Origin of the sequence: Longispora fulva (genome assembly GCF_015751905.1) — a bacterium.
Lineage (GTDB): Bacteria > Actinomycetota > Actinomycetes > Mycobacteriales > Micromonosporaceae > Longispora > Longispora fulva.
Map to the genome: position 1 here is coordinate 8233648 of NZ_JADOUF010000001.1, position 21833 is coordinate 8255480.

Sequence of the window (21833 nt, forward strand, 5' to 3'; positions counted from 1 at the left end):
GGCGGAAAGTGGCTCCTTCCGGGCCGGTCCCGATGCGCAGACTCGTGGGCACCACTTCCCCTCGAGTGTTCGGAGCTGCCATGAGACGTCACAGGATCCTCGCGGTGGGCCTGGCCGCCCTGCTCCTCGGCGCGCTGTCCGGCGCCGGCCAGGCCGAGGCCACCCCGGTGGCCACCCAAGCCGCGCCCCAGGCCGGCGCACTGGCCGCGCCCGGTGGCGGCGCGCCCTACATCTACCCGGTCCTCGGCGGCAAGGACCCCGTGACCGTGATGCACCAGACCGGGGTGAAGGCGTTCACGCTCGCGTTCATCCTGGCGAGCAACGGGTGCAACCCGGTGTGGGACCAGGCCGGCGCGCTGTCCAACTCCGCGGTGAAGAACCGGATCGCCGCGATCCGGGGCGCGGGCGGCGACGTGGTCATCTCCTTCGGCGGCTACTCGGGCAACAAGCTCGGCAACGCGTGTTCGAGCGCGTCGGCGCTGGCGGGGGCGTACCAGAAGGTGATCGACGCCTACCAGCTCAAGACCATCGACATCGACCTGGAGGCCGGCGAGGTGTCCCAGGCGGCGAAGGTGCTCGGCGCACTGAAGATCACCAAACAGAAGAACCCGAACATCCAGATCGTCATGACCCTGGGTACCGGCGTCAACGGCCTCGAAGGCGCCGAGGCGAAGATCCCCGGCCAGGCGGTGTCCCTCGGCGCGACGGTGCACGTGTGGACGATCATGCCGTTCGACTTCGGCGGCCAGAGCGGCAGCGACATGGGCAAGCTCAGCCTGCAGGCCAGTGAGGGTCTGCACAGGCAGCTCAAGGCGGCCTACAAGACGAAGAGCGACGCGGAGATCTACGCCATGCAGGGCATCTCCTCGATGAACGGCAAGACCGACGAGGGCGAGACCGTGACCGTGGCCAACTTCCGCACGATGCTCGGGTACGCCAACTCCCACCACCTCGCCCGCTACACCTTCTGGGAGCTCAACCGGGACGGCAAGCTCGACTACACGAAGGTGATCGCCCAGTTCACCGGCTGACCGAGGCCCTGGCCGGGACCAGAGGCCCCGGCCAGGGCTCCTGGTCCCGGCCCCGGCTCGGCCCCGGCGGACCCGTCCCGGGCCCCGAGGAGTCGGTGCCCCCGTGCCCTCGCGGCCCTGTCCGGCACCGTGATCGACTCGCTATGATTCCGGATCATGTTCGACGATTTCGGGCCGCTGGCCGACCGCGACCACGGGCTGGGTTGGATGGGCGAGGACCCGGCCGGGGCCGTCCGGACCGCGATCGGCACCATGCTGGCCAGCCAGAACGAGACCGCCGCGCTGATGTGGCTCCGCCTGGTCGGCGAGCCGTACCTGCTGACCGGTGGCCGGCGGGTGCCCGAGGACCCCGACCGGGTGGTGCCGACCCGCGCGGGCCTGGCGGTGGGCTTCGAACTGTGCGTGGCGAGCGCCGACGCGGTGGGCGAGCTGCGCGGCGTGTTCTCCTGGGTGGCGACGGGCCTGGACGACGGCCTCGGTGGCGCGCCGCGCCGGGACCGCACCTACCTGGACCTCGACGAGGAACTGCCCCGCGCGTCCGAACTCCTCGAGGAACGCGTCTACGAGCTGGACGACGAGTAGCCCCGCCTGTCGCGCTACCGGCCCTCGGCCCTCGGTGCGCGGCGGTGGTCGGCGGTGCTCAGGTCTCCGAGGTGACCCGGGCCAGGACCACGCCCCCGACGATCAGGGACAGCGCCGCGAGCCGGGCGGCGCTCACCGGATCGCGGTGCACCACGATGCCGAGCACGATCGTGCCGACCGCGCCGATCCCGGTGAACACCGCGTACGCCGTCCCCACCGGCAGCCCGTTCATCGCCCGCGACAGCAGGTACACCGACGCCGCGCCCAGGACGAAGCACACCAGGGTCGGCCACGGCCGGCTGAAGTTCTCCGTCGGCTTGACGCTCTGCGCCCACACCACCTCCACGAGGCCGGCGAGGACGAGGACCACCCAGCTCACGGCGCGGACGTGAACCGGGCGACCAGTTCGTCCACCTGAGCCAGGGCGGCGGCGTGCGAGGCCTCCTGATCCGGGCGGAGGTCGGCGAGCACGGGGTCGACGAGGGCGTTGGTCAGCTCCGTGGTCACGAACGTGACGTCGGTGACCGCGTAGTGCCCGGCGAAGAAGTCGCGCAGGTAGCGCTCCTGGTGGTCGAACGGCGCCCGCGGCGCCCCGGGCTGGTACGACCCGCCCCGCGCGCTCGCCACCACGAACGACCGCCCGGACAGGTCCATCCGGGGGAACGTCACCTGGTCGAGCCACGCCTTGAGCGCCGCGGGGACCGAGTAGTTGTACATCGGCGCGCCGATCAGGACCACGTCGGCGGCGACCAGCTCGTCGAGCAGCGGGGCGACGGTGGCCCACGCCGCGCGGCGGGCGGGGGTGGTGACGGCTTCGGCGTACCGGTCGATGTCCGTGATCCGGTGGGTGAGGAGGTGGTCGCAGATCTCGGTCCAGGCCTCGCCGATCGGGGGCACGGGGCTGGCGACGAGGTCGCGGTGGGTGTAGGTCGACGCGGGGTTGGCGGCGCGCCAGGCAGTGGCGAACAGGCCGGTCAGGGTGCGCGAGAACGACCGGCTCCTGGCGCTGGAGTCGAGGTGCAGCAGGTGGGTCATCGGAAGCCTCCGGGGTAAGTGGACACCGTGTCCGGTTATCACCGTAGCCATAAGTGGACGGGGCGTCCAGTTGTAGTAGGGTGATGCGCGTGACCACCGACGTGCCCGGTCGGCCGGAGCCAGCCAGAGAGCGGGCCGACGCCGCCCGCAACCGCGCCCGGGTGCTCGCCGCCGCCGAGGAGCTGTTCGCCACGAAGGGCCCGGCGGCGGTCACGATGGAGGACATCGCCCGCGCGGCCGGCGTCGGCCGCGGCACCCTCTACCGGCGCTACCCCGACCGGGCCGCGATCGCCGTCGCGCTCCTCGACGAGCACGAGCGCGCCCTCCAGGAGCTCCTGCTGGGCGGCGAACCCCCGCTCGGCCCCGGCGCGCCCCCGGCGGCCCGACTCGCGGCCTTCTACGCCGCCATGACCGCCCTGCTGGAACGGCACCACCACCTGGTGCTCGGCGCGGAGACCGGCCACTCCCGCTTCGCCACCGGGGCGTACGGCTTCTGGCGCGCCCACGTCCGTTCCCTGGTGGCGGCGGCCGGGGTCGCCGGTCCCGACGCGCTCACGGACGCGCTGCTGGCGCCCCTGGCTCCGGAGGTGTTCGACTACCAGCGCGCACGGGGCATCGGGGTCGCGGAGATCACGGCGGCTCTGACCCGTCTGGCGCACGGGGTCCTCACGGAACCGTGACGCCCGGGGGGAATTCGTTCGGCGGCCGGACGGGTGCCGCGTAGCCTGTCGGCATGAACCTGTCGCGCCCCGTCATGATGCCCCGCTCCCGGGGCCGCTGACGCGCGCGCGAGGCCCTGGTTTCCCAGGGCCGCGTCCGGAGCCCTGGGCCGTCGTCCCGGAGGTTACCGATGACCACGATCTTCCTCACCACGACCATCCCCTACGTCAACGCCGCCCCGCACCTCGGCTTCGCCCTCGAGGCGGTGCAGGCCGACGTCCTCGCCCGGCACCACCGCCGCCGGGGCGACGACGTCCGGCTGCTCACCGGCACCGACGACAACTCACTGAAGAACGTGCTCGCCGCCGAGGCTTCGGGGGTACCGGTCCGCCAGCTCGTCGACCGCAACGCCGCGGCGTTCGAGGCGTTGCGTACCCCGCTGGACCTGTCCTTCGACGACTTCCTCCGCACGAGCGCCGACCCCCGGCACCCGGCCGGCGTCGAGCGGCTGTGGCGGGACTGCGCCCACGACCTGTACCGCTCCCGCTACGAGGGCCTGTACTGCGTCGGCTGCGAACACTACGTCGTCGACAGCTGCCCGGAGCACCCCGATCCGCCCCAGCTGATCGCCGAGGACAACTGGTTCTTCCGCCTGTCCCGGTACGCCGACCCGGTCCGCGACGCCATCACCTCCGGCCGGCTGCGGATCGAACCCGCCGCGCGCCGCAACGAGGTGCTCGCCTTCCTCGACGGTGGACTGCGCGACCTGTCCGTCTCCCGTTCCACAGACCGGGCCCGGGGCTGGGGGATCCCGGTCCCCGGCGACCCCGACCAGGTCGTCTACGTCTGGTGGGACGCGCTCGGCAACTACGTTTCCAGTCTCGACTACGGCACGGGCGGCGCGGCGTACGAGCGGTGGTGGGCCGGCGCGGACCGAAGGGTACACCTGGTGGGCAAGGGCGTGCTGCGGTTCCACGCCGTCTACTGGCCGGCGTTGCTGTTGTCGGCGGGGCTCCCGCTGCCCACCGAGATCCTCGTGCACGACTACCTGACGGTCGACGGCCACAAGATCAGCAAGTCGTCGGGCGTGGGGGTCGACCCGGTGGCCCTCGCGTCCCGGTACGGCACGGACGCCGTGCGCTGGTGGCTGCTGCGCGAGGTGCCCCGGGTCGGCGACGCGGACTTCACCGAGGCCCGCCTCATCGCCCGCGCGAACGGCGACCTGGCCGGCGGCGTCGGCAACCTCGTCCACCGCGTCACCACCCTGGCCCGCCGCCACGGCCTGACCTGGCCCGGGGCAGCGGGCCCGGGCCCGTCCGACGCCGGTGGGGTCGGGGCGGGCGCGCCGGACCCGGGTGCGTCGGGGGCCGGTGGGCTCGGGGTCGGCGCGGCGGGTCCGGGCGGGTCGGTGCCCGATGGGGTCGGGGATCCGGCCGCGCTGCTCCGCGCTTGTCGGGACGCGCCGGGCCTGGTCGACGCCGCGTTGGGGCTGGCGGACTTCCGCCGGGCCGTCGGGGCGGTGTGGACGATCGTCGAGGAGGCCAACCGCTACCTGGAGCAGACCAGACCCTGGGAGCTGGCCCGGGCCGGGGTCCCGGTCGGCGGCATCCTCGCGGTGCTCCTGGACGCGTGCCGGGTACTCGGCGCGGAGCTGGCCCCCTTCGTGCCGGCGACGGCCGCCCGGGTCCTGGAGAGCTGCGCGCCCGTCGACGGCCGGCTCCCGGCCCCGCGCCCGGTGTACCCCCGACTCGAGCCCTGACCGGCCGCCCGCGGTGCCGGCCGGCGGCCCCGTGCCTCCCGCCCAGCGTCGTGGCGTGCGACTCGTGCCTCCCGTCCGGCGCCGTGGCGCTCGGAGCCGTGCCGCCCGCCCGATCGCGGCCCCGGCAGGGATGATGGACCCCGTGACGGACGACGCGGACATCTCGACGGCGGAGCAGGCGGCCAACGACGCCAGGGTGCTGGGCTTCGGCCGTTTGCTCGGCGCGGCCAACCGGCTGGAGTACATCCTCGGCCGGGCCATCGAGGAGGAGTGCGGGATCAGCCACCTGATGTTCGAGGTGCTGCTGATCCTGGGCCGGGCCGGCGCCCCGGGCATGACGATGCGGGCCGTCGCCCAGGAGCAGGTGCTCACCACGGGCGGCGCGACCCGGTTGGTGGACCGGATGGTCGACGCCGGGCTCGTGGTGCGGGCCGCCGACCCGGGCGACCGCCGCGTGCAGGTCGTCCGGCTGACCCCGCTGGGCGAGGAGACGACGGTGCGCGCGGCCCGGTCGCACGTGGAGAACATCCGGCGGTACTTCCTCGAGCCGTTGCCGGCCGACCACCGCGACCAGTTCGTCGAGGACCTGCGGATCCTCAGTTTCGCCGCGCGCGACGCGCTGCCCCGCCTACGCTGAGTCCGCCCCCGGGGGACGCCCTGCGGGGCGGTGTGCGTCACATCCGGAATGCCTGACGCGTCAGATACTGTTGTGTCAGGCAGACCGCTCCGGATTCAGCACCGAAAGGCACGTCCCATGAAGCTCGTGTACGTCTTCGACGCCTACTGCGGCTGGTCGTACGGGTTCGCGCCCACCATGGCCGAGGTCACCCGACGCCACCCGGGACTCCCGGTCGAGGTCGTGTCCGGTGGCCTGTTCACCGGCGCGCGGCGGGTGCCCATCCGCCAGTTCGGCTATGTCCAGGAGGCGAACGCGAAGATCGGCGACCTGACCGGCGTACCCTTCGGAAAAGGGTATGAAAGCCTCATCGCCGACGGAAGTTTCGTGATGGACTCCGAGGCGGCGGCCCGTGGCATGGCCGCCCTCCGCGCGCTCGCCCTGGACCGGGCCGTCGAACTCGCCGACGCCCTGCAGACCGCCTTCTACGTCGACGGCCTCAGCCTCTCCGACCCCGGGACCTACCGGGTGCTCGCCGCCCGGCACGGCCTGGACGCCGACGCGCTCGTCGCCGCCTTCGAGGGCCCGGCGGCCCGGGCCGCCGCGGCCACCGACTTCCGCCGCTCCCGGGAACTGGGGGTCGAGGGCTTCCCGACCCTGCTCGCCGTCGACGGCGACCGCGCCACGGTCCTCGCGGTCGGGCACGCCGACGCCGACGCCGTCGACCGCCGCCTCCGATGACCACCCGGACCGACGGCGCGGCCTCCGACCACCACGACAGACAGGACACACCATGGCACCGCTGACCTTCACCGTGATCGACCTGGACTTCCCGGTCGCCAGTTTGAACAAGACCGCGACCCTCGTCACCGGCGAGCACGAAGCCATGCTGGTCGACGCCGGTTTCACCCGCGCGGACGGCCACCGCCTGGTCGCCGCGATCCTCGACTCCGGCAAGACCCTGACCACGGTGTTCGTCAGCCACGGCGACCCCGACTACTACTGGGGCCTGGAGGTCGTCGCCGACGCGTTCCCCGACGCGCGGATCCTCGCCACCCCGCTGGTCATCGAGCACATCACCGCCAGCTACGAGGCCAAGCTCGCCGCCTGGGAGCCGGTCGGCGTCAACCGACCGACCCGGCTGGTCGTGCTGGCCCCGCTGACCACGGACATCGTGTTCGAGGGGTACACGTTCGCGCTGCGCGGCGGGCACCCCACCCTGCCGGACCGGCACTACCTGTGGCAGGCCGAGCACCGCGCGATCATCGGCGGGGTGCTGGTGTTCCAGGCCGAGCACGTCTGGGTCGCCGACACCGCGAAACCGGAGCAGCGCGCGGCGTGGATCGCGCTCCTGGACGAGATGGCGGCCCTCGACCCGGCGCTGGTCGTCCCGGGACACCGCCTTCCGGGTACCGCCACCGACGTCACCGCCCTGGCCCACACCAAGGGGTACCTGGAGGCGTTCGACGACGAGCTGTCGGTGGCCGGGACGGGGGCCGAGCTGACGGCGGCGATGGTCCGGCGGTACCCGCACGCCGGGATGCTGATCGCCGCGCAGATCGGCGCGAAGGTCGCCAAGGGGGAGATGACATGGGGCTGACCCCGGAGTCCCCGGCCGACGTCGTGCGGCGGCAGTACCTGGCGTCGGCGGCCGGGGACCTCGACGCGCTGCGGGCCACGCTCGCCCCGGACGTCGAGTGGACCGAGATGGCCGGCTTCCCGCTCGCCGGGACGTACCGCACCCCGGTCGGTGTCACCACCCACGTGATGGAGGCGCTCGGCGCGGACTGGGACGACTGGGCGGCCCACGACGACACGTACGTCGTCGACGGGGAGAACGTGGTGGTCCTCGCGCGCTACACGGCGAAGAACAGGGTGACCGGCAAGGCGCTCGCGGCGCGGGTGGCGCACCACTTCGTCGTCCGGGGCGGGCTGATCGTGCGCTTCGAACAGTTCGTGGACACGGCACTCGTCCGCGACGCGATGACCCCGTGACCCGGTTCGGCCTCGCGAGGCGATGACTCCCGGGCCGGGTTGCGCGTCGGGAGGCGATGACCGGGCGGCGGGTCGGCCGGGGCTATCCTGCGTCGGTGACGGAACAGGTCGTGGACATCTACACCGACGGCGCGTGCGTGCCCAACCCGGGGCCGGGCGGCTGGGGCGCGCTGCTCCGGTACGGGGGGCACGAGAAGGAGCTGTGCGGCGGCGAGGCCACGGAGACCACCAACAACCGGATGGAGCTGATGGCCCCGATCCGCGCGTTGGAGAGCCTGAGGCGGCCGGTGACGGTCCGACTGTTCACGGACAGCACGTACGTGCGCAACGGGATCACCGGCTGGGTGGCGAAGTGGAAGCGCAACGGCTGGCAGACCAGCGCCCGCCAGCCGGTGAAGAACGTCGACCTGTGGCAGCGCCTGGACGCCGCCGTGGCCGTGCACCAGGTGGAGTGGCACTGGGTCAAGGGCCACGCCGGGCACCCGGAGAACGAGCGCGCCGACCGGCTCGCCAACCAGGGGCTGGAGGAGACGCTGCGCGCGGCGGGCATCGACCCGCACTCGGCGGCGGTCCGGATCCGCCGCCCGGCGGCCCCGGTGACCGGGCCCCCGGCCCTGTTCTGACAGAACCGGGCGGCACGCCGCCGCCGACGCGTGCCGGGTCGGCCCCTCCGTAACCGGCTGATGGGTTTCCGCTCTTCAGCGGATGGTCGTGATCCGGTCCAGGAAGTGCGAGGTGGCGCCGCGCCGCACGGGGCGGGCGGACCGGCGGGGCAGGATGGGCCAGCGGGCCGCGGCGGCGGTGGCGAGGTGGCCGTTCCAGTCCAGGGCCGTGGAGCGGTGCAGGTAGTGCCGCAGCAGCCCTGCGGCGGCGCGGGCGTCGTCGAGCGCGCGGTGCTGGTCGGTCAGGAGCACCCCGGCGGCGGCGCAGCAGCCGGCCAGCGACCGCGACGACGTGGCGAGGAACTGCCCGGCCAGCTCCATCGTGCACAGGCCCGGGGCCTCGTCGAACGGCAGCCGGATGCCGAGCCGGTCGAACTCGGCCCGCACGAAAGCGCGGTCGTAGGGCAGGCTGTGCGCGACGAACACCCGGCCGGCCAGCAGCTCGGCGACCCTGGGCGCCAGGTCGCGGAACGTCGGCGCGTACTGCACGTCCGACGCCCTGATCCCGTGGATCTCCTGGGTGCCGAGGTCGCGTTCGGGGTTGACCAGGCTGTCCCACTCGTCGACGATCTGGCCGCCGGGGCCGACGTGCACGACCGCGATCTCGGTGATCCGGTCCTGGCGGCCGGGGAGCGGTCCGGTGGTCTCGACGTCCACCACGGCAAAGCCGGTCACGACACCTCCAACGGGGTTTGACTCCACCGTAGGAGTTCGGGGGGTGACCGCGCCCTCCCCCGAAGTGTTGACGCGGTGTCACCGTTCGGACACTGTGGACGGCTATCGGCGGTCCGGGAACTCGGTGCCGACCAGGCGGAGCAGGGGGGCCGCCTTGACCGCCGTCTCCTCGAACTCCTCCTCCGGATCCGACAGCGCGACGATCGCGCCGCCCACGCCGTACCGGGTCCGGTCGCCGCGGACGACAGCGGTGCGGATCGCGATGCTCAGGTCGGCGGCCCCGGTCAGCGACAGGTACCCGATGGCCCCGGCGTACACCCCGCGCGGCCCGCCCTCCAGGGCGTCGATGATCCGCATCGTCCGCTCCTTGGGCGCGCCGGTCATCGACCCGCCGGGAAACGCCGCCCGGACACAGTCCACGGCGGACGCGTCGGCCCTGCGGCGGGCCACGATCGTGCTGACCAACTGGTGCACCGTCGCGTAGCTCTCCACGTCGAACAGTTTCGGCACCCGGACCGACCCGACGACGGCGCACCGGCCGAGGTCGTTGCGGACCAGGTCGACGATCATCAGGTTCTCGGAGCGGTCCTTCTCGCTGGTGGCGAGGTCCTTGCGGAGCAGCTCGTCCTCCTCGGCGGACGCGCCCCGGGGCCGGGTGCCCTTGATCGGGCGGGACTCCAGGGACCCGTCGGCGCCGATCCGGAGGAACCGTTCCGGGGAGGTGCTCAGCACGGACAGGTCCCCGAAGTCGAGGAGCGCGCCGAACGGGGCCGGGCTGAACCGGCGCATCAGCCGGTAGCCGAGCCACGGGTCGACCGGCACCCGGGCCTCGACCATCGTGGTCAGGCACACCTCGTAGGTCTCCCCGGCGGCGATGTCGGCCTGGCAGCTGGCGATCAGGTCGAGGTACTCGTCCCGGTTGTGCCGGGGGTACACGAGCTGCGGGAACGGCGGGTCGGGGGTGAGCGGGTGCCAGCCGGCGAGGCCAGCCAGCCGGTCGGCCGTGGCCCGCAGCCAGTCGCGGGCCGGCTCCTCGTCGTCGGCCGCGAGGGCCAGCAGGTAGGTGACCTGTTCGACGTGGTCGAAGACCAGCGCCCGGTCGGCGAACACCATGGCGGCGTCGGGGTACGGCGAGCGGTGCGCGCGGTCGCCGCCGGACTGGGCCTTGAGCTCGTAGCCCAGGTAGCCGACCCAGCCCAGCGCGAAGTCGAACGGCAGCGCCGGCACGTCGACCGCGAGCCCCGCGAGGTCCCGGTCGAGCCAGTCCCAGAAACCAACCCCCACTTTCCGGGTACCCGCGGAGCCGGTCACGGTCACCGTCCCGTCCCACACGTCGGCCGTCACGACCCGGGCGAGCGGCCCGGTGGCGTCGCCCATCACCGAGAACCGGCCGGTGCCGTCGCCCGGCCGGCTCGCGTCCAGCCAGAAGGAGTGTCCGGCGGCCCGGAACAGCTGGTCGTAGACGACCTCGTCGTTCCACCGGGTCGGACACGCCTCGACCAGGACCTTCAGCTTCGTGGTCGGCGCGGGGCGGGGCGTCCCGAGCCGATCACGCCGGGCGGCCCGGCCCGGCGTGACGTCGTGGGCGCGCTGCCACTCGGCCGTCAGCCGGGTGAAGTTCGCCAGCAGCTGGTGGCCGTGCTCCGTGCAGATCGACTCGGGGTGGAACTGCACGCCCCACTGGGGGCGGGTCCGGTGCCGCAGGCCCATCAGTACCCCGTCACGGGTGTGCGCCGTGGCCACCAACGACGCCGGCAGGTCGGTGACCGCCAGGGAGTGGTAGCGGACGGCTTCGAAGGGGTTGGGCAGGCCGGCGAACAGGCCGGCGCCGTCGTGCAGCACCTCCGACACCCGGCCGTGCCGCGGCTCCGGGGCCCGGTCCACGCACGCGCCGGACAGGTGCGCGATGGCCTGGTGGCCGAGGCACACGCCGAGCAGTGGGATGTCGCAGTGTTCGACCAGGTCCCGGGACAGGCCGAGGTCCGCGGCGCGCCGGGGCGTGCCCGGGCCGGGGGAGATCACCACGTTGTCGAACCCGCGGAGCCGCTCGGGTCGCCAGTGGGGATCGTCGTTGCGGACGACCTCCGGCTCGTGCCCGGTGACCTCGGCCAGGTGGTGGAAGAGGTTGTAGGTGAACGAGTCGTGGTTGTCGACCAGCAGGGTGCGCATCGGTCCTCCTGGGTACGGGAACGGGCGACGGCGACGACTATATGCGAACGGCCCTGGAGAATGCTCCGTCGCGAAAGGGTGCGAGGGAACTCTGCATTGCATGAAATCCGGTTCGCATATAGAGCAGCTATATTCTCAATATCGGGCTATGAGGCCTTTGAACTGCGAAAACATCGGTCGGTAATGGGATGGTGGACCGTCGCATTTGCTGTGATGCGCATCACTTTCACAATTCCTGATTGTCACTTGTGGAGGCCGTCGGGAGCTTATAGCTTTCAGGGCCAGTAGAGCGCGCTCCCTATTTCGGAGGCGAGAATCCCATGACTCCCGACTGGGTCGACCATGCCCTCCTCGCCGGTCCCGACGACGAGGTGTGCCTGTGGTTCGCCGGTCCCGTCCGGCGGTCGGCGCTGCGCGCGGCCGTCGCCGAACGGCACGCGGCACTCTCCGCCGCGGGCCTGCGCCCCGGGGGCACCCTGGCGCTCCGGCTGCCCCCCTCACCGGCCTATGTGGAATGCCTGTTGGCCGCCTGGCGAGTCGGCGCGCAGGTGCTGCTCCTCGACCACCGGCTCACGCCGCACGAGGTCGACGACGCGCTCGCCCGGCTGGAGCCGCAACTGCTGGTCAGGCCCCTGGTCGAACCGGACCGGGCACTGCGCGGCCACCACGACGCCGTCGCGGTGGCCGAGACCCTCGCGGGTCGGCCGACGGCATCGGAACACGCGCTCGTGCAGCTCAGCTCCGGGTCGACCGGCCCGTCGAAGGTGATCGGCCGCTCCGCTGTCGACCTGGTCGCCGAGCTCGAGCGGTACGCCGCGATCGACGGCATGCCCGCGCGCGGCGATCGGATCGTGGTGCTCAACTCGCTCGCGCACACGTTCGGGCTGGTCGGGGCGCTGCTGCACGGCCTGCACGTCGGCGCCCGGGTGGTGGTCCCGGAGCGGACGACCGTGGACGGCATCCTCGACACCCTGGCCGCCGGGTCCGAGCCCACGACCCTGTTCTGCGTGCCGTTCCACCTCGAACTCCTGGCCCGGGTCGCCGCGCCGCCCGTCCTGCCGCTGGTCCGGGCGATCACCGGTGGCGAGCTGATCCGGCCGGGCCTGGCCGAGGCGTTCACGTCCGCGTACGGCGTGCCGCTCGGCGAGTGCTACGGCATGACCGAGCTGGGCGTGATCGCGATGGACACCGCCGGCACGCTGCGGCCCTCGGTCGGGCCGCCCGCGCCCGGGGTCGAGGTCCGGGTGGACGACGGGGAACTGCTGGTCCGGGCACCGGCGAACCCCTACCTGGGACCGGCGGACCCGGAGCGGTGGTCCGCCGGCTGGCTGCGCACCCGCGACGCGGCGACCGTGGTGGACGGCCGGGTGACCGTGCTCGGCCGGCTCGACTCGCAGGTGTCCGTCGGCGGCCTGAAGGTCGACCTGTCCGAGGTGGAGCACACCGTGGCAGCCCTGCCGGGCGTCACCGAGGCAGTCGTCGTGCACGACCGGGGGATCGAGGCGTTCGTGGCCCTCGCCGAGGGGGTGCCGGCCGGAGACGTCGAACGCGACCTGGCGGCCCGGCTCGCCCCGTTCAAGCGGCCCCGGCGGGTGCACGTGCTGGCGGCGTTGCCCCGGACCTCCAGCGGCAAGTGCAGCCGGGACCCGGCCGCGCTGCGGGCCGCGACACAGCGATGACCCGGCAACCCGGCCGGACAGAACCGAAGGAGTCACCGATGATCGACGAACTGCGCGCGTTCTCGCTGAACGCGATGACGATGATGAACTACGACGTCAGCGACGTCACCGACGACACCCCGCTCGGCCCGGCCGGCATCGACCTGGAGTCCCTGGGGATCGCGGAGCTCGGCCTGCGGCTCCAGGACCAGTACGGCGTGGTCCTCGCCGACGAGGAGCTGGAGAAGATGGCGTACCTGACCTTCGGCGACTTCCTCGCCGACGTCGCCGTCCGGGTCGAGCTGGCCCGCGCGGGCGGTCAGGCGGCGTGATGCTCGACCGCGACGCCGTCCTGGCCATGCTCGCCAGCTACGGGGAACGCCCCCTCGACACCGTGGACGACCGGATCGACTCCCTCGACCTGGCGTGGCTGCTGTACGAGATCGAGCGGCGGTTCGCCGTCCCGGTCCGGCTCGGCGACGCCGACCTGGCCAGGATCGCGACCGTGGACGACGCGGTGACGGTCCTCGGCCCGGTGGTCGGCGGGGCGGCGGCGGTGACCGGTGGTTGACGACACCCCCGGCGGGACGGCCGCGCGGGCCGCCGGGCAGGGGGACCGGGCGGCGGCATCGGGCCTCGCGCACCTCGAGCGCCGTGTCCTCGGCCCGGGCGGCCGGCTGGCCACGACGGGGGCGGCCGGCCGCCAGGGGACCCGGACCGTCGGGATCACCGGGCTCGCCGTCGCCTCCGCCTTCGGGCGGGGGATGACGGCCCTCGCCGACGGCGTGTTCGCCGGGGTGCCGGCGTTCGCACCGGTCACCCGGTTCGGCGTGGACAAGTACCGGATCGGGGTCGCCGCCCAGCTGCCGGGGGCCGGCCCGCTGCTCGACGAGCTGGTCGCGGTCATCGACGACGCGTGCGCGGAGGCTGGCGTTGACCGGGCCGGCACCCCGTTGCTCGTCGGCCTGCACCGCGAACCCGGCCTGGCCCGGTTGCCCCGCTGGGGGCGACAGCCGGCCGACAGTTCCGCTGGCCTGGCCGCGGCGCTCGCGGAGACGTGCGGGCTGGCGGGGGCGCCGCGGGCGTACACGACGGCGTGCGTGTCCGCGAGCACCGCGCTGATCGACGCCGCGGCGATGCTGCGGACCGGGCGGGCCGACCGGGTCGTGGTGGCCGCGGGTTCGCTGGTCACCGAGGACGACTTCGCGATGTTCGACGCCGGCCGCGCGCTCGCCGCCGACGGGGTCGTCCGGCCGTTCAGCGCCGGACGCAAGGGGCTGCTCCTCGGCGACGGGGTCGCTGCGGTCGTCCTGGAGGCGGACCACGAGAGTCCACTGGCGACACTCGTCGGCTGGGGCCGGGCCGGGGACGGCTACCACGTCTGCCAGCCGCACCCCGACGGCACCGGCATGGCCCGCGCCATCACGACGGCGCTGCACCGGGCGGGACTCGCCCCGGCGGAGGTGGGGTACGTGAACGCGCACGGCACCGGTACCCCCCACAACGACGCGGCCGAGGCGGCGGCGCTGCACCGGGCCCTCGGCCCGGACGTGGCACGGATCCCGGTCAGTTCCACCAAGGCGCTGCACGGGCACGTGCTGGAGGCCTCCGGGCTGCTCGAACTCGCCGTCACCGTCGCGGCCCTGCGCGCCGGCCGGCTGCCGGTCAACACCGGCCACCTCGGCCCGGACTGCGACCTCGACCTGGTCCTGACCCCGCGCGCGACCGACGCCCGGTACGCCCTGAGCCTCAACGCCGCGTTCGGCGGCGCCAACACCGCCCTGGTGGTGCGGGTATGAAGGTGCTCGCCCGCGCGGAGTGGCCCGGCGCCGGCGAACCCCCGGCGCTGGCCCGGTTCGTCGTGTCCTCGTTCAGCCCGCTGGTCGCGGAGGCCGCCCGGCTGTGCCTGACCGACCACTTCGGACAGGCGCCCGTCCCGCCGGACGTCGGCGAGCGCACCGCCATCGTCCTGGTCAGCGCCGCCGGCGACGTCGTCAGCGGCCGGGAGGTCGCGGACCTCGTCGACTCCGGCGGCAACGTGTCGCCGCTGCTGTTCTTCCAGTCCGTCCCCAACGCCGTCCTCGGGCACGTCGCGACCCGCTGGGGCCTGACCGGGCCGGTGGTGTGCACCAGCCCCGCCGGCGATCCGACGGCCGACGCGATGGACCTGGTGGACCTGATGTTCGCCGCCGACGACGCGGACCTGGCCCTCGTCCTGCTGGTGGAACAGTCCACCGTCGCCGGGGCGCCGGACCGGGCCGCCGCCCTGCTCGTCGCCCCTGGAGGCCACCCGTGACCAGCATCCGCGCCCGGCTCGCCGGGGACCCCGACCTGGGGGCCGGAAACACCCTCGAGACCCTCATCCGGTACGGCGTGCGCCCCGACGAGCCGACCATCGCCTTCGACACCGACGTCGACGGGTACCCGGCCGGGCGCCTGCTCACCCTCGGCGAACTGGACCGCGCGGTCGCCGCCCGGGCCCACTGGCTGCACGAGGCCGGCGTCAGGCCCCGCGATCCCGTGGCCGTCATCGCGGCCACGGCGGCGGACAACGTGCTCACCTTCCTGGCGCTGGCCCGGCTCGGCGCGATCGCCGCGCTGGTCAACGCCCGCCTCACGCCGGAGGTGGCGGCCGGATACATCGACCGGCTCGGGGCCACGGCGCTGCTCGGCCCACGTTCCCTGCTGGGTCACACGCCCGCTCCGCGCGGCGGCCACGGGTCGTCCGCTCCGCGCGGCGGCGGGGAACAGGGAGTGCGGTGGCTCGGGGAGAACGCGCCCGCCGGCGATCCGGACCAGGCACCGTCGCACTACCGGCACCACGGCTCCGACCCGGTCGCCATCACGCACTCCTCCGGGACCACCGGCGTGCCCAAGGCCGTCACCGGCACCCACGACAGCCTGTTCGCCGCCATCCGGCACCGGCTGACGGCGCCCAGGGCCCAGGGCCTCGACCGCTGGCTGAGTGCCCTGCCCGCCGCGCACAACTCCACCCTGACGATCCTCAACCTCGCCCTGTGCAACCGCACGGAACTCCTCGCACTGTCTACTCAGGATGGTATGGCCGCCCTGACGGCGATCGAGGAGTTCCGGCCCGGCACGGTGCTCGGATTCGCCGGCACCTGGTCGCAACTCGCCGGCGTCGACCTCGCCACCAGGGACCTCGACTCCGTCCGGGTGTGGTGGAACACCGGGGACAGCGCGCACGAGGCGCACATCCGGCACCTGACCGCCACCGGCCGGCACCAGGTGCCCGGCGTCGACGGCCCGACCTGGCGGTCGGGTTCGGTGTTCGTGGACAACCTCGGCTCCTCCGAACTCGGCCACTCCGTCTTCTCGATCACCCACCGCCCCGACACGTCCCGCTACGGCCGGTGCGTGGGCCGCCCGGACCCGTACGCCGAGGCGGCGGTCCTGGACCCGACCGGCACGCCGGTGCCCGACGGCGAACCCGGCATGCTCGCCGTGCGCACCCCGTCGATGTCCCCGGGCTACTGGAACGACTCCGCGGCCACGTACCGCTCCCGGGTCGGCGGCTGGCTGCTGACCGGCGACGTCGTGTACCGCGACCCCGACGGCTGGTACTACCACCTCGACCGGGTCCCCGACGCGATCACCCTCGCCGACGGCACCCGGGTCTACACGGTCCTCACCGAGGAACGGATCCTCGCCGGCTGCCCGGAGGTGACCGACTGCACGGTGGCCCCGACCCCGGACGCCGGCATCCAGATCCTCGTCCACCTCACCGCGAATCCGGGCCGGGCCGGGACGCCCGGCCAGACGCTCCCCGTCGAGGCCGGCAGTGACCTGCTGGAGGTCGTGCGGGCCGTGCTCGATCCGGTCGTGGCCGCGGCCGTGCGGCGGGTCGTCGTGGCCGCCGCCGGACAGATCCCCCTCGGAGCCACCGGCAAGGTCCGCAAGATCGCCCTACGCACCGGCGACGCCCCGGACGCCGCCGCGCGCGTGGTGCTCACGAGCCCGGGGGAGTTGTCGTGAACCGGTCCGCCACGGTCACCGGGATCGGACTGGTCACCCCGCTCGGTACCACGGTCGAGGGGTTCTGGAAGGGTCTGTGCGCCGGCCCGTCCGGGCTCGGCCCGCCCGACGGCCGCGGCGGCCCCCTGCTGGAGGTCGCCGGCCTGGCCCCGGCCGTCGAACCGCTCGACCTGCTGCCGCCCAAGGGCGCGGTCTCCGTCGACCGGTTCGTCCTGCTGGCCGTCGCCGCCGCCGACGCGGCGCTCGCCGACGCCGGCATCGTCGTCGGCCGCGACGTCGCCCCCGACCGGGTCGCCGTGCTCGTGTCCAGCGCCGGCGGCGGCATGGCCACCTATGAGGCACAGGTCCTCGGCTTCGCGGCGCGCGGCCGGGTGGCCGTGAGCCCGTACCTGTTGCCGGGCATGATGATGAACCAGGCCGCCGCGCGGATCGCCATCCGGTTCGGCGTCGGCGGTCCCAGCACCGCCATCTCCTCCGCCTGCGCCGGCGGCGGGCAGGCCGTGGGCGAGGCGCTCCGCCTGCTCCGGGCCGGCGAGGCGGACGTGGTGCTCTGCGGCGGCACGGAGGCCCCGTTCGCGGCGACCACCGTCGCCGGGTTCGCCAACGCCGGCACCCTCGCGCACGGCTGGGCCGACCCGGCGGCCGCGAGCCGGCCGTTCGACGCCCGCCGCAACGGGCTCGTCCTCAGCGAGGGCGCGGGCATGCTCGTCCTGGAACGCGCGGCGCACGCCGACTCCCGCCGGGCGGCCGGCTACGCCGACGTCCTCGGCTGGGGAGCCACCACCGACGCGCACCACCCGACGATGCCCCGCCCGGACGGCGCGGGCGCCGCGGCGTGCATGCGCCGGGCCCTTGCCGACGCCGGACTGCCGCCCGAAGCCGTCGGCTACCTCAACGCGCACGCGACCGGTACCCGACTCGGGGACCTCGCCGAGGCCCGCGCCGTCCGCGAGGTGTTCGGCGCCGCCGGCCCGGCGGTCAGCTCGACCAAGGGCGTCACCGGCCACCTGCTCGGCGCGGCCGGCGCCGTCGAGGCCGCGGCCACGGCCCTGGCCCTGGGCAGGGGGCTCCTGCCGCCCACCCGCAACCTCGACGACCCCGACCCGGGATGCGCCCTCGACCACGTCCTGGACGTGCCGAGGGCCGCGGAGGTCGCGGTGGCCATGTCCAACTCGTTCGCGTTCGGCGGACACAACGTGAGCCTGGTCCTGGGGCTGCCCGGGACCCGGGAGGGGCGCCATGCGCACTGACGACATTCCCTACCAGCAGTTCTGGTGGCTGCACGACGCGCGCTGGTACCAGGGCGTCGCCCGCAGGTACGGCCAGCAGGCCGCCAACGAGATCAACGCCGAGGCGCTGCGGTTCGTGTCCCGGCGGGTCGCGGCGTGGTGCGCCCGCCGGTACGGGATCGCGCTCACCGACCAGTCGATGGCACAGTTCCTGACGGAGTTCGCGCGGATCCCGCAGACCATGTGGGCCGACGGTGCGATCACGGTCGAGGAGATCCCGCGCGGCGAGAACGCCTGGGAGTCCGTGCTCACCAACAGCTTCGTGCTCAGGATGCTGCGCGCGGCACGCTCCCTCGACGGGTACGAGTGCCCCTGCCTCGAGATGCGCGCCGGCTGGTGGGAGGCCCTGGGCCTGACGGTCCGCGACAGGGTCGTCGACTGCGCCCGCACGGGCGGCGACGCGTGCCGCTTCCACGCGGAGGTCGACCGTCCCGGCACCGCGACGGGCGGCGACGCGGGTCGCCTCCACCCGCCCGGCACCGCGACAGCACCGGCGGAGGTGACACATGCCTGAACGGGGAACCACAGTGGACCTGTGGGTTGACCCGGTGTGCCCGTGGGCGTGGCGGGCCGCGCGGTGGCTGCTGGAGGTGGAACGGGTGCGGGACGTGACCGTGCGGTTCCGGGTGATGAGCCTGTCCGTGCTCAACCAGGGCCGCGTCGACCTCGACGCCCGGTACCGGCTGCTGCTCAACCGGGGGTGGGGCCCCGCGAGGGTCTGCGCCGTGGCCGAGGGGAAGGGCGCGCTGCGGCCGTTGTACCTGGCCATGGCCGAGCGGATCCACGAAGCCCGCGCCGGCCTCGGCGAACCGATGCTCCGCGCGTCCCTCGCCACGGCCGGCCTGCCGGAGGACTGGGCGGCGCACGCCGCCGACGACACGCTCGACACGGCGCTGCGCACCAGCCACGAGGAGGTCACGGGACTGGTGGGCGGGGAACTCGGTACCCCCGTGGTCCGGGTTTCGGGGTTGCCGGCCTTCTTCGGGCCGGTCGTGTCACCCGCCCCCACCGGCGAGGACGCCGGGCGACTCTGGGACGGCACCCTGCTCGTGGCGGGCACGCCGGGATTCTTCGAGATGAAACGATCACGTGAGGTGGGTACCCGATGACACGCTCCTACGCCCTGGGCCACGCCGACGAGGAACTCGCCCGCCTCGAACACCAGGCGGCGATGCTCGCCCCGGCCACCGGCCTGATCCTCCGCCAGGCCGGCATCGCCCCCGGCATGCGCGTCCTCGACCTCGGCACCGGGACCGGCGACGTCGCCCGCCTGGTGGCCGACCTGGTCGGCCCGACCGGCGCCGTCGTCGGCCTCGACCGGTCCCCGGACGCGCTCGTCGCGGCGGAACGACTCAGCGCGGACGTCCCCAACATATCCTTTGTGGAGGGTGACGTGGCGATGTGGCGGGACGGCGAGTTCGACGCCGTCGTCGGCCGGCTGGTGCTCGTGCACACCACCGACCCGACCGCCGTGCTGCGCCACCACGCCGGCGCACTGCGGCCCGGCGGGGTGGCGGTGGCCATGGAGTTCGACATGACCGGGGCGCGCACCGTGCCGCCCACGCCCGTCGCGGCGCAGGCCCGGGACTGGATCTGCGGGGCCATCGAGCGGGCCGGGATGGATCCCGGGTTGGGGGCGCGGCTGGGCGCGGTGTTCGGTGGTGCGGGGCTGGGGGAGCCGACGATGGTGGGGGTGCAGGGATACCACCCGGCGGGGGACGTGAACGGGCCGTTGGTGCTGGCGGGGGTGTTGCGGGCGATGCTGCCCTTGGTGGTGGCCACCGGGACGGCCACGGCGGAGCAGGTGGACGTGGGGACGGTGCGGGAGCGGGTGGAGCGGGAGTTGGCGGAGGCCGGGGCGGTGTTCGTGCCGCCGACGCTGGTGGGAGCCTGGGCCCGACGGCGGTGAGCGCGCTGGGTGTGTCTGGCGGACGGCCGCTGGAGTCGTGGATCCCGACGGGAGCGTGGCTGGGGCTGGAATGCCACGGGCCCGCCGGCCAGCTGCCAGGAAGAGCAGGCTGGTGTTGTGCGACGTGACGGCGCGTACCCTCCAAAAAGGTCTTGATCTGCTGGGGGTCGACGCGCCGGAACGGATGTGGACGGATGGCACTGGTACGCGACGAGGCGTTGGAGCGGTCCTCCGTCGTCGCCAACTGCGCGATGAACCGCGAGCGTGGCCTGTCCGGCTCCAACGGCTACGCCCGGGAACTCGGCCTCGACCCGCTTGCCGAACTCCTCGGTCGCCTGGCGCGCACCACCGGCCCGGTCCGGTGGCTCGACCTGTGCTGCGGATCCGGCCGGGCGCTGTTCCAGGCCGCCGAGCGGTTGGCGGCCACGGGCCTGGCCGATCGGGTCCGGATCGTGGGCGTGGACCTGGTCGACCACTTCGTGCCCGGGTCGGGCGTGGACCTGGTCACCGCATCGGTCACCGGGTGGGCCCCGCCGGCAGGGCAGGTGTTCGACCTGGTCACGTGCGTGCACGGGCTGCACTACGTGGGCGACAAGCTCCTCGCCCTGCGCCGGGCAGCGTCCTGGCTGGCGGCGGACGGCGTGTTCGCCGCGAGTTTCGACGCGACCAGCGTCCGGGACGAGGCGGGGGCACCGGTCGGGCGCCGGCTCACGGCGGCCCTCCGGTCGGCAGGGTTCGGGTACGACACCCGCAACCGGAGGATCACCCGTCGGGGCAGGGCCGACGTCACGCTGCCGTTCGCTTACCTGGGCGCGGACGACGCGGCCGGGCCCAACTACACGGGCCAGCCCGCCGTGCACTCCCACTACGTGTCGACGGCCACCGGAAGCGGGCCGTCAGCCAGCCGGACGGCGACGGCTCTGAATCCTCAGGCGGCGCTGCCAGATCAGCCGGCGCAGGTGCCTGGGCGATAGTTCCCCGTGGGCGGGGCCGGGCTGTCGACTGCCGGTCGGCGCGTTCTCGTCCAGCCGGGGTGGACGGGGCGCCTCGGACAGGAGGCCGGCCCGGACCTGGCCGGTGAGCGCGACCTGCCGGTGGTAGTCCCGCAGGATCTGGACCTCGCCGCCCGGCCACAGGTCCTCCGTGGCGCACTGCCCGGCGTGCCACCAATCGCCGAGCCGGTAGACGTCCACGGCCCACTGTCGCAGCAGTGCCGGCGGCCCGGCGAACACGATCAGTCCGCCGATCCGGTCGCAGCGTCTGCCGGTCTCCGGGGCGGGCGCGCGCCACGGACGTTCCTCGTGCCGACGGTGCTCCCACCAGCCGGCCTGGGCCCGGACCTCGGCCATCGCGGTGTCCAGGCCGTGGGTCCGCCAACCGACAGTGCCGTCCGAGGACCTGGTCAGGGGAAGCTGGCGGCGCAGTCGCCGGGCGGCCTGCGGGGACAACGGGGTCAGGGTGGACGCCATCAACGCGATCGGATCGGACGGCTCGGCATCGAAGGGGTTCGGGTCGAGAAACGGCCGGTCGATCAGGACCAGGGTGTTCGGCCGGGGCTGGAATGCCAGGCCCCACAGCAGTCTGCCAAGCAGTCTGGCACCGTGCAGGTCGGACAACACGTGCCAGCACTCGTGGTGCAGGTTGGTGGCGAACCGCGCCGGGCCGCCCGGCCGCAGGCCCAGCACGGTGTACTCCCTGCCGTCCAGCCACATCCGGCGGCGGTGCAGCTTGAGCCGGGCGCCGGTGTCCGCAGCCGTCGCCGGTCGTTGGCGCCGGGCCGTCACGCGCACCACCGGA

Annotated in this window: 25 protein-coding genes and 1 pseudogene; 21 read left to right on the forward strand and 5 right to left on the reverse strand. The window is 73.9% G+C overall.

The genetic code is table 11. The annotated features are described in order from the left end of the window. Window positions 1–80 precede the first annotated feature (80 nt). Both IW245_RS38150 and IW245_RS38155 read left to right on the forward strand, forming a co-directional pair. Entirely contained in the window at window positions 81–1031 is a 951-nt protein-coding gene (locus IW245_RS38150) for a glycoside hydrolase family 18 protein (protein ID WP_197007909.1), read from the forward strand. Window positions 1032–1187: 156 nt separating this feature from the next. After that, window positions 1188–1613 (forward strand): hypothetical protein, encoded by a 426-nt coding sequence (locus tag IW245_RS38155; protein ID WP_197007910.1) that lies wholly within the window; start codon window positions 1188–1190, stop codon window positions 1611–1613. A 58-nt stretch (window positions 1614–1671) separates the two neighbouring features. Here IW245_RS38155 and IW245_RS38160 read toward each other — a convergent pair whose 3' ends face one another. Beyond that, window positions 1672–1992, reverse strand: a complete 321-nt coding sequence (locus IW245_RS38160) for a DMT family transporter (RefSeq protein ID WP_197007911.1) — start codon at window positions 1990–1992, stop codon at window positions 1672–1674. Further along, window positions 1989–2648 carry an FMN-dependent NADH-azoreductase gene (locus IW245_RS38165; protein WP_197007912.1) on the reverse strand — a complete coding sequence of 220 codons (660 nt, stop codon included), beginning with the start codon at window positions 2646–2648 and terminating at the stop codon, window positions 1989–1991. Before IW245_RS38165 ends, IW245_RS38160 begins: the two co-directional genes overlap by 4 nt. An 89-nt stretch (window positions 2649–2737) precedes the next feature. On the opposite strand from IW245_RS38165, the gene IW245_RS38170 reads away from it, so the two are divergent. The 7 genes from IW245_RS38170 (at window position 2738) to rnhA (ending at window position 8301) form a co-directional block, all read left to right on the forward strand. Beyond that, window positions 2738–3328, forward strand: coding sequence for a helix-turn-helix domain-containing protein (locus IW245_RS38170; protein WP_233472973.1), 591 nt, complete (start codon window positions 2738–2740; stop codon window positions 3326–3328). Window positions 3329–3498: 170 nt separating this feature from the next. After that, entirely contained in the window at window positions 3499–5067 is a 1569-nt protein-coding gene (locus tag IW245_RS38175) for a methionine--tRNA ligase (protein WP_231399077.1), read from the forward strand. A 142-nt stretch (window positions 5068–5209) separates the two neighbouring features. Continuing rightward, the gene (locus IW245_RS42520; RefSeq protein WP_197007914.1) at window positions 5210–5704 is read left to right on the forward strand and encodes a MarR family winged helix-turn-helix transcriptional regulator; all 495 of its coding nucleotides are present in this window, start codon (window positions 5210–5212) and stop codon (window positions 5702–5704) included. A gap of 117 nt (window positions 5705–5821) precedes the next feature. Continuing rightward, complete coding sequence (locus IW245_RS38185; protein ID WP_197007915.1) at window positions 5822–6424, forward strand: DsbA family protein; 603 nt, start codon at window positions 5822–5824, stop codon at window positions 6422–6424. A gap of 52 nt (window positions 6425–6476) precedes the next feature. After that, on the forward strand, window positions 6477–7283 hold the full coding sequence (locus IW245_RS38190) for an MBL fold metallo-hydrolase (RefSeq protein WP_197007916.1): 807 nt from the start codon (window positions 6477–6479) through the stop codon (window positions 7281–7283). Next, window positions 7274–7678 carry a nuclear transport factor 2 family protein gene (locus IW245_RS38195; protein ID WP_197007917.1) on the forward strand — a complete coding sequence of 135 codons (405 nt, stop codon included), beginning with the start codon at window positions 7274–7276 and terminating at the stop codon, window positions 7676–7678. The genes IW245_RS38190 and IW245_RS38195 overlap by 10 nt, the downstream gene beginning before the upstream one ends. A 56-nt stretch (window positions 7679–7734) precedes the next feature. Continuing rightward, a complete protein-coding gene (gene rnhA / locus IW245_RS38200; RefSeq protein WP_197007918.1) occupies window positions 7735–8301 on the forward strand; it encodes a ribonuclease HI in 567 nt (188 codons plus the stop codon). A gap of 75 nt (window positions 8302–8376) precedes the next feature. On the opposite strand, the gene IW245_RS38205 is transcribed toward rnhA, so the two are convergent. After that, window positions 8377–9015, reverse strand: a complete 639-nt coding sequence (locus tag IW245_RS38205) for a 3'-5' exonuclease (protein WP_197007919.1) — start codon at window positions 9013–9015, stop codon at window positions 8377–8379. A gap of 102 nt (window positions 9016–9117) precedes the next feature. Further along, window positions 9118–11184 (reverse strand): aminodeoxychorismate synthase component I, encoded by a 2067-nt coding sequence (gene pabB, locus IW245_RS38210; protein ID WP_197007920.1) that lies wholly within the window; start codon window positions 11182–11184, stop codon window positions 9118–9120. A 320-nt stretch (window positions 11185–11504) separates the two neighbouring features. On the opposite strand from pabB, the gene IW245_RS38215 reads away from it, so the two are divergent. The 12 genes and pseudogenes from IW245_RS38215 (at window position 11505) to IW245_RS38270 (ending at window position 21010) form a co-directional block, all read left to right on the forward strand. After that, a complete protein-coding gene (locus IW245_RS38215; RefSeq protein ID WP_197007921.1) occupies window positions 11505–12863 on the forward strand; it encodes a class I adenylate-forming enzyme family protein in 1359 nt (452 codons plus the stop codon). Window positions 12864–12901: 38 nt separating this feature from the next. After that, window positions 12902–13174 (forward strand): acyl carrier protein, encoded by a 273-nt coding sequence (locus IW245_RS38220; protein WP_197007922.1) that lies wholly within the window; start codon window positions 12902–12904, stop codon window positions 13172–13174. Continuing rightward, window positions 13174–13413 carry a hypothetical protein gene (locus IW245_RS38225; protein WP_231400796.1) on the forward strand — a complete coding sequence of 80 codons (240 nt, stop codon included), beginning with the start codon at window positions 13174–13176 and terminating at the stop codon, window positions 13411–13413. The genes IW245_RS38220 and IW245_RS38225 overlap by 1 nt, the downstream gene beginning before the upstream one ends. A gap of 193 nt (window positions 13414–13606) precedes the next feature. Continuing rightward, window positions 13607–14641 (forward strand): beta-ketoacyl-[acyl-carrier-protein] synthase family protein, encoded by a 1035-nt coding sequence (locus IW245_RS38230; RefSeq protein ID WP_197008917.1) that lies wholly within the window; start codon window positions 13607–13609, stop codon window positions 14639–14641. Continuing rightward, window positions 14638–15138: a beta-ketoacyl-[acyl-carrier-protein] synthase family protein gene (locus IW245_RS38235; RefSeq protein WP_197007924.1), complete on the forward strand. Its 501-nt coding sequence runs from the start codon at window positions 14638–14640 to the stop codon at window positions 15136–15138. The genes IW245_RS38230 and IW245_RS38235 overlap by 4 nt, the downstream gene beginning before the upstream one ends. Continuing rightward, window positions 15135–16838, forward strand: a complete 1704-nt coding sequence (locus IW245_RS38240; protein ID WP_197007925.1) for a class I adenylate-forming enzyme family protein — start codon at window positions 15135–15137, stop codon at window positions 16836–16838. The genes IW245_RS38235 and IW245_RS38240 overlap by 4 nt, the downstream gene beginning before the upstream one ends. Further along, entirely contained in the window at window positions 16835–18088 is a 1254-nt protein-coding gene (locus IW245_RS38245; RefSeq protein WP_197007926.1) for a beta-ketoacyl-[acyl-carrier-protein] synthase family protein, read from the forward strand. The genes IW245_RS38240 and IW245_RS38245 overlap by 4 nt, the downstream gene beginning before the upstream one ends. Then, the gene (locus IW245_RS38250) at window positions 18078–18641 is read left to right on the forward strand and encodes a hypothetical protein (RefSeq protein WP_197007927.1); all 564 of its coding nucleotides are present in this window, start codon (window positions 18078–18080) and stop codon (window positions 18639–18641) included. The genes IW245_RS38245 and IW245_RS38250 overlap by 11 nt, the downstream gene beginning before the upstream one ends. Beyond that, window positions 18634–19236: a mycothiol-dependent nitroreductase Rv2466c family protein gene (locus IW245_RS38255; RefSeq protein WP_197007928.1), complete on the forward strand. Its 603-nt coding sequence runs from the start codon at window positions 18634–18636 to the stop codon at window positions 19234–19236. The genes IW245_RS38250 and IW245_RS38255 overlap by 8 nt, the downstream gene beginning before the upstream one ends. Beyond that, a complete protein-coding gene (locus IW245_RS41925) occupies window positions 19233–20036 on the forward strand; it encodes a methyltransferase domain-containing protein (protein ID WP_197007929.1) in 804 nt (267 codons plus the stop codon). Before IW245_RS38255 ends, IW245_RS41925 begins: the two co-directional genes overlap by 4 nt. A gap of 70 nt (window positions 20037–20106) precedes the next feature. Further along, window positions 20107–20211, forward strand: a pseudogene (locus IW245_RS41325) (DALR anticodon-binding domain-containing protein); the annotation flags it as partial. Window positions 20212–20230: 19 nt separating this feature from the next. Continuing rightward, window positions 20231–21010, forward strand: a complete 780-nt coding sequence (locus IW245_RS38270; protein WP_197007930.1) for a class I SAM-dependent methyltransferase — start codon at window positions 20231–20233, stop codon at window positions 21008–21010. Here the strand turns inward: IW245_RS38270 and IW245_RS38275 are convergent. After that, the gene (locus IW245_RS38275) at window positions 20933–21820 is read right to left on the reverse strand and encodes a hypothetical protein (RefSeq protein ID WP_197007931.1); all 888 of its coding nucleotides are present in this window, start codon (window positions 21818–21820) and stop codon (window positions 20933–20935) included. The two genes, IW245_RS38270 and IW245_RS38275, sit on opposite strands and share 78 nt — an antisense overlap. Between the last annotated feature and the right edge of the window lie 13 nt (window positions 21821–21833).

Bases quoted from the DNA above. Each gene is read 5' to 3' on its own strand.
- IW245_RS38150 (WP_197007909.1), top strand. From the start codon at position 81: ATGAGACGTCACAGGATCCTCGCGGTGGGCCTGGCCGCCCTGCTCCTC.
- IW245_RS38155 (WP_197007910.1), top strand. From the start codon at position 1,188: ATGTTCGACGATTTCGGGCCGCTGGCCGACCGCGACCACGGGCTGGGT.
- IW245_RS38165 (WP_197007912.1), bottom strand. From the start codon at position 2,648: ATGACCCACCTGCTGCACCTCGACTCCAGCGCCAGGAGCCGGTCGTTC.
- IW245_RS38175 (WP_231399077.1), top strand. From the start codon at position 3,499: ATGACCACGATCTTCCTCACCACGACCATCCCCTACGTCAACGCCGCC.
- IW245_RS38185 (WP_197007915.1), top strand. From the start codon at position 5,822: ATGAAGCTCGTGTACGTCTTCGACGCCTACTGCGGCTGGTCGTACGGG.
- IW245_RS38190 (WP_197007916.1), top strand. From the start codon at position 6,477: ATGGCACCGCTGACCTTCACCGTGATCGACCTGGACTTCCCGGTCGCC.
- IW245_RS38195 (WP_197007917.1), top strand. From the start codon at position 7,274: ATGGGGCTGACCCCGGAGTCCCCGGCCGACGTCGTGCGGCGGCAGTAC.
- rnhA (WP_197007918.1), top strand. From the start codon at position 7,735: ATGACCGGGCGGCGGGTCGGCCGGGGCTATCCTGCGTCGGTGACGGAA.
- pabB (WP_197007920.1), bottom strand. From the start codon at position 11,184: ATGCGCACCCTGCTGGTCGACAACCACGACTCGTTCACCTACAACCTC.
- IW245_RS38215 (WP_197007921.1), top strand. From the start codon at position 11,505: ATGACTCCCGACTGGGTCGACCATGCCCTCCTCGCCGGTCCCGACGAC.
- IW245_RS38220 (WP_197007922.1), top strand. From the start codon at position 12,902: ATGATCGACGAACTGCGCGCGTTCTCGCTGAACGCGATGACGATGATG.
- IW245_RS38225 (WP_231400796.1), top strand. From the start codon at position 13,174: ATGCTCGACCGCGACGCCGTCCTGGCCATGCTCGCCAGCTACGGGGAA.
- IW245_RS38230 (WP_197008917.1), top strand. From the start codon at position 13,607: ATGACGGCCCTCGCCGACGGCGTGTTCGCCGGGGTGCCGGCGTTCGCA.
- IW245_RS38235 (WP_197007924.1), top strand. From the start codon at position 14,638: ATGAAGGTGCTCGCCCGCGCGGAGTGGCCCGGCGCCGGCGAACCCCCG.
- IW245_RS38250 (WP_197007927.1), top strand. From the start codon at position 18,078: ATGCGCACTGACGACATTCCCTACCAGCAGTTCTGGTGGCTGCACGAC.
- IW245_RS38255 (WP_197007928.1), top strand. From the start codon at position 18,634: ATGCCTGAACGGGGAACCACAGTGGACCTGTGGGTTGACCCGGTGTGC.
- IW245_RS41925 (WP_197007929.1), top strand. From the start codon at position 19,233: ATGACACGCTCCTACGCCCTGGGCCACGCCGACGAGGAACTCGCCCGC.
- IW245_RS38270 (WP_197007930.1), top strand. From the start codon at position 20,231: ATGGCACTGGTACGCGACGAGGCGTTGGAGCGGTCCTCCGTCGTCGCC.